At 65.5% G+C, this 4,812-nt stretch carries 5 protein-coding genes and 1 pseudogene; 2 read left to right on the top strand and 4 right to left on the bottom strand.

The window, feature by feature from the left end:
* Nucleotides 1–382, top strand: a 382-nt coding sequence (locus EOA85_RS27830; RefSeq protein WP_206523388.1) for a 4-hydroxythreonine-4-phosphate dehydrogenase PdxA, incomplete at its 5' end; no start/stop codon positions are given.
* A gap of 22 nt (nt 383–404) precedes the next feature.
* Nucleotides 405–1,244, top strand: coding sequence for a 16S rRNA (adenine(1518)-N(6)/adenine(1519)-N(6))-dimethyltransferase RsmA (gene rsmA, locus EOA85_RS27825; RefSeq protein ID WP_065008929.1), 840 nt, complete (start codon nt 405–407; stop codon nt 1,242–1,244).
* Between the two features lie 16 nt (nt 1,245–1,260).
* Here the strand turns inward: rsmA and gmk are convergent, their stop codons facing one another.
* The 4 genes and pseudogenes from gmk to EOA85_RS27805 all read right to left on the bottom strand — a co-directional run.
* The gene (gmk, locus tag EOA85_RS27820; protein WP_164759927.1) at nt 1,261–1,935 is read right to left on the bottom strand and encodes a guanylate kinase; all 675 of its coding nucleotides are present in this window, start codon (nt 1,933–1,935) and stop codon (nt 1,261–1,263) included.
* A 5-nt stretch (nt 1,936–1,940) separates the two neighbouring features.
* Nucleotides 1,941–2,831, bottom strand: coding sequence for a YicC/YloC family endoribonuclease (locus EOA85_RS27815; RefSeq protein WP_127211907.1), 891 nt, complete (start codon nt 2,829–2,831; stop codon nt 1,941–1,943).
* A gap of 176 nt (nt 2,832–3,007) precedes the next feature.
* Nucleotides 3,008–4,246 (bottom strand): endolytic transglycosylase MltG, encoded by a 1,239-nt coding sequence (mltG, locus tag EOA85_RS27810; RefSeq protein WP_127211906.1) that lies wholly within the window; start codon nt 4,244–4,246, stop codon nt 3,008–3,010.
* Between the two features lie 102 nt (nt 4,247–4,348).
* Nucleotides 4,349–4,812: pseudogene (locus tag EOA85_RS27805) on the bottom strand (beta-ketoacyl-ACP synthase II); the annotation flags it as partial.

Below are 4,812 nucleotides of genomic sequence, written 5' to 3'. Positions count from 1 at the left end.
CAATCCGCATGCCGGCGAAGGCGGCGCGATGGGCGCCGAGGACGAGCGCATCATCCGCCCGGCGATCGACAGGCTGAGGGCGGAGGGCATCGACGCTTTCGGGCCGCTGCCGGCCGACACGCTGTTCCATGCCCGCGCCCGAGCCGGCTACGATGTGGCGCTGTGCATGTATCATGACCAGGCGCTGATCCCGGCCAAGGCGCTGGCGTTCGACGAGGCGGTCAACGTTACGCTCGGCCTACCCTTCATCCGCACCTCACCGGATCACGGCACCGCCTTCGATATCGCCGGCAAGGGCATAGCCCGTGCCGACAGTCTGATCGCGGCGCTCAGGCTCGCCCGCAGGCTTGCCGACATCGGGACGAAGGCTGCCGCCGCATGAGGCTTTGCATGAGAGCGGCCGCATGAGCATCGACGGGCTGCCGCCGTTGCGCGCGGTGATCGAACGCCATGGGTTGCAGGCGAAAAAGGCGCTCGGTCAGAATTTTCTGCTCGACCTCAATCTGACCGGCAAGATCGCGCGCGCCGCCGGCGACCTGACGGGCGCCACGGTGATCGAGGTCGGTCCGGGTCCCGGTGGGCTGACCCGGGCGCTGCTGTCCCACGGCGCTGCTCGGGTCATCGCCATCGAGCGCGACGAGCGTTGCCTGGCAGCGCTTGCGGAGGTGTCGGACCACTATCCGGGCGGGCTCGAGGTCATTGCCGGCGATGCGCTGAAGACGGATTTTGCGGCGCTTGCCAAAGGGCCACATGGGGGCAACGGATCTGTGAGGATCGTCGCCAACCTGCCCTACAATATCGGCACCGAACTCTTGATACGCTGGCTGACCGTCGCCGAGTGGCCGCCCTTCTACGCATCGATGACGCTGATGTTCCAGCGCGAGGTGGCTGAGCGCATCGTCGCCCGCCCCGGCAGCGACGCCTATGGCCGGCTGGGCGTGCTGGCAGGCTGGCGGACGGAGGCAAAAATCGCTTTCGACGTGCCGCCGCAAGCGTTCACGCCGCCGCCCAAGGTGGTGTCGTCGGTGGTGCATCTGGTGCCGCGGGCAAGTCCCCTGCCCACCGAGGTCAAGAAGCTCGGCCGCGTCACCGAAGCGGCCTTCGGCCAGCGCCGCAAAATGCTGCGGCAGAGCGTCAAGAGCCTCGGCGGCGAAGCCCTGCTCACTCGCGCCGGCATCGATCCGACCCGGCGCGCCGAAACGCTTGACGTCGAGGAGTTCGTACGACTGGCCAACGCAGTGTAACTGCGCGGGCGCGCCCCTAATCCGTCTTCTCGTCGAGCAGCCCCGAGACGAAATCGAATAGACCGGGCCGGCGGTCGCGTCTGAGCCGTTCGGCGATGACGATGCCGCGCACTTCGGCGAAGGCGCGGTCGAGATCGTCGTTGATGATGACGAAATCATATTCCTTCCAGTGCTCGATCTCGTTGCGGGCGTTTTTCAGACGCGTCTCGATCACCGATTCCTGGTCCTCGGCGCGGCGCTTCAGCCGCGCCTTCAATTCTTTCATCGAGGGCGGCAGGATGAAGATCGAGACGATGTCGGCGCGCATCTTCTCCTTGAGCTGCTGGGCGCCCTGCCAGTCGATGTCGAACAGCATGTCGCGGCCCTGTGCCAGCGCCAGTTCGGCCGGTTCACGCGGCGTCGCATAGCAATTGCCATGCACTTCGGCCCATTCGAGCAGTTCGTCTGAATCGCGCAGCCGCTCGAACTCGCGCATGGTCCGGAAATGATAGTGGACGCCTTCGATCTCGCTGCCGCGGCGCGGCCGCGTGGTGACGGAGACCGACAGTTCGAGACTGAAATCGCTTTCCAGAAGATTGCGCGCGATCGTCGACTTGCCGGCACCGGACGGCGACGACAGCACGAGCATAAGACCCCGGCGGCGAATGCGGGAACCCAAATCCCTGGCAACCATAGGCTCCTTGGCGACCATCAGGGTTACTCCAGATTCTGGACCTGTTCGCGAAACTGGTCGACGACCGCCTTCAGCTCCAGCCCTATGGCAGTGACCGCAGCGGCGTTCGACTTCGAACACAGCGTATTCGATTCGCGGTTGAATTCCTGCGCCAGAAAATCGAGCTTGCGGCCGATGGCGCCGCCGCCTGCCAGCAGCACCCGACCGGACGCCACATGCGTCTTCAGCCGGTCGATCTCCTCGCGGATGTCGGCCTTGGTGGCTAGGAACGCCGCCTCCATATGCAACCGGCTGGCGTCGAGATTGGCGGAGGCATCCATCAGCAGCCGAACCTGCTCGGCAATCCGTTCCCGAATCACCGTCGGCTCGCGCGACGGATCGGCCTCGGCGCGCACCGTCAGCGCCTCGATAGCGTCGATATGGCCGGACAGCAGCGAGCGTAGGGCGGCGCCCTCGCCCTGGCGTGCCTGCTCCAGCCCGCCCAGCGCCACTTCGAGCGCCGAGAGAATCGCGCTGTCGAGCGCCGCCCGCGCCTCTTCGGTTTCGGTGGTTTCGGGGATGTCGAGCACGCCGCGTAGCGAAAGCAGCCCGTCGGCTGTCGCAGGCGCTACGCCGAACTGCTCCTGCAGCCGCTTCGCCAGCCCCGCCAGATCCCTCAGGAAGGCCTCGTTGACCACTTGCTGCGCCTGCTGGCCGGCGGCACGGCTGACTGTCAGCGTTGCCTGGAAATTGCCGCGCGCAAAGCGCTTTTGCACCGTCTGCCTGGCGGCCGGCTCGAGCCGCTCGAGGCCCTGCGGCAGCCGCAGCCTGACCTCGACGCTCTTGCCGTTGACCGACTTGACCTCCCAGGCGATCGACGTGCCGTCATGTTCGGCGACGGCCCGTGCAAAACCGGTCATGCTCTGCAAATTCATGATGCCCTTGCTTCCCCCTGGCGCATGATCCCGGAGGCGGTTCCGGCCAGATATGCGCGGCTTCAAAATACCGGAGCGCCTTCGCGCCGAATCGGACGCAAGGCGCTCATGATCACAAAATCAGCACGTCCCTGCCGTCAAACGAATCGGAGGGACGACCCCAGAACCGTCCGGCGCTACTGCGCCGGTCCCGCGTCGCCATCATCGCCGCCGTCCACCGGCGCATCGGTCTGACCTTCCACCTTGGCGGCGTCGGCCTTGGCAGTTCCGGCCTTGGCAGCGTCATCGGCCAGCTTCTTCTGCAGCGCCCGGTAGCGGGCGACGTTCTCATTGTGCTCGGCCAGCGTCGCGGCAAAGACGTGACCGCCGGTGCCGTCGGCGACGAAATAGAGGTCGTCGGTCTTCGACGGGTTGGCTACCGCTTCCAGCGCCGCGCGGCCAGGATTGGCGATCGGCGTCGGCGGCAGGCCATTGATCAGATAAGTGTTGTAGGGCGTCGGCTTCTTGATGTCCGACTGGTAGATCGGGCGGTCCGCGGGTTTGCCCTTGCCGCCGAACAGGCCGTAGATAATGGTCGGATCGGACTGCAGCCGCATGCCCTTGGCCAGCCGGTTGAGAAAGACAGCGGCGACCCGTGAGCGTTCGTCGCCCTTGCCCGTCTCCTTCTCGACGATCGAAGCCAGGATGACGAAGTCGTCGACATTGGCCAGAGGCAGATCGGGCGCGCGCCGCTGCCAGACATCCTCGACCAGCTTCTTCTGATCCGCCAAAAGCTTGTCGACCATCTGCTGGCGTGTCGCGCCGCGGGTGAAACGCAGCGTGTCGGTAGCAAGGCTGCCCTCGGGTGGAATGGTCGCCGGCATATCGCCGTCGAGCGCTGCCTGCTCGGCGATGCGCTGCAGCGCCTGCTCGACCGTCAGTCCCTCGGGGACGGTCAGCGAATACATCACCGACTTGCCGCTCTTCAGCAACTCCATGATGTCGCGCATGGAGGCCTGCGGCTTGATCTCGTATTCGCCGGCCTTCAGGGCAGAATCATTGCCAAAGGCACGCACGCCAAGGCGGAAGATGCGCGCGTCGCTGATCAGTCCGCGCCGCTCGAGCTGCTCTGCAATTTCCTGGACGCCGGTGTTCGGCTTGACCAGAAAGGTGTCGGCATTGGCAGACGGGCCGGGCTCGTTGAATTCCTGCTTGCCGAAATACAACGCAAAACCGGCCGCCAGAATCAACAGCATCACCAAGGAGATGACGAAGTTCATGAACACAACGAACTGGCTGCGCGAGGCGCGGGAGCGCTTGGGCGGCGGCGTGCCGGCTTCGGGCCGCAATGCCTCGCTGGCCGTCTTCGGCACGATCGGACTCGACGGTGTGGACCGTTGCCCGAATTCCCCGTTGTCCGCCGCATTCGTGTTCATGGCGCCCTACCGTTTGGTCTTGCAACGACTCCCCTTGGGCAGAGTAGGGGCGAATATGGCAAAATTGACGGCACGCATACGCCGTGCCGGCCGGCTGACCGGTCAGCCATTGTAGCGCTGGAAGATCAGCGAGGCGTTGGTGCCGCCGAAGCCGAAGGAATTGGACAGCGCCACGTCGATCTGGCGGGAGCGCGGCTTGTGCGGCACCAGGTCGATCGCCGTCTCTCGCTCCGGGTTGTCGAGATTGATGGTGGCCGGCGCGATGTTGTCGCGAATGGCGAGGATCGAAAAGATCGCCTCGGCGGCGCCCGCCGCACCCAGAAGATGGCCTATCGACGACTTGGTCGACGACATCGATATTTTCGACGCGGCGTTGCCGACCAGCCGCTCGACGGCGCCGAGCTCGATCGTGTCGGCCATGGTCGAGGTGCCGTGCGCATTGATGTAGTCGACGTCTGCGGGCGTCAGCTTGGCCCGGTTCAGCGCCGCAACCATGCAGCGGAAGGCGCCGTCGCCATCTTCGGCCGGCGCGGTGATGTGGTAGGCATCGCCGGTCAAGCCGTAAC

Source organism: Mesorhizobium sp. M5C.F.Ca.IN.020.29.1.1 (assembly GCF_003997375.1).
GTDB lineage: Bacteria > Pseudomonadota > Alphaproteobacteria > Rhizobiales > Rhizobiaceae > Mesorhizobium > Mesorhizobium wenxiniae.
The sequence above is the reverse complement of the archived record's forward strand: the minus strand, read 5'-3'. Positions and strand labels throughout refer to the sequence as shown.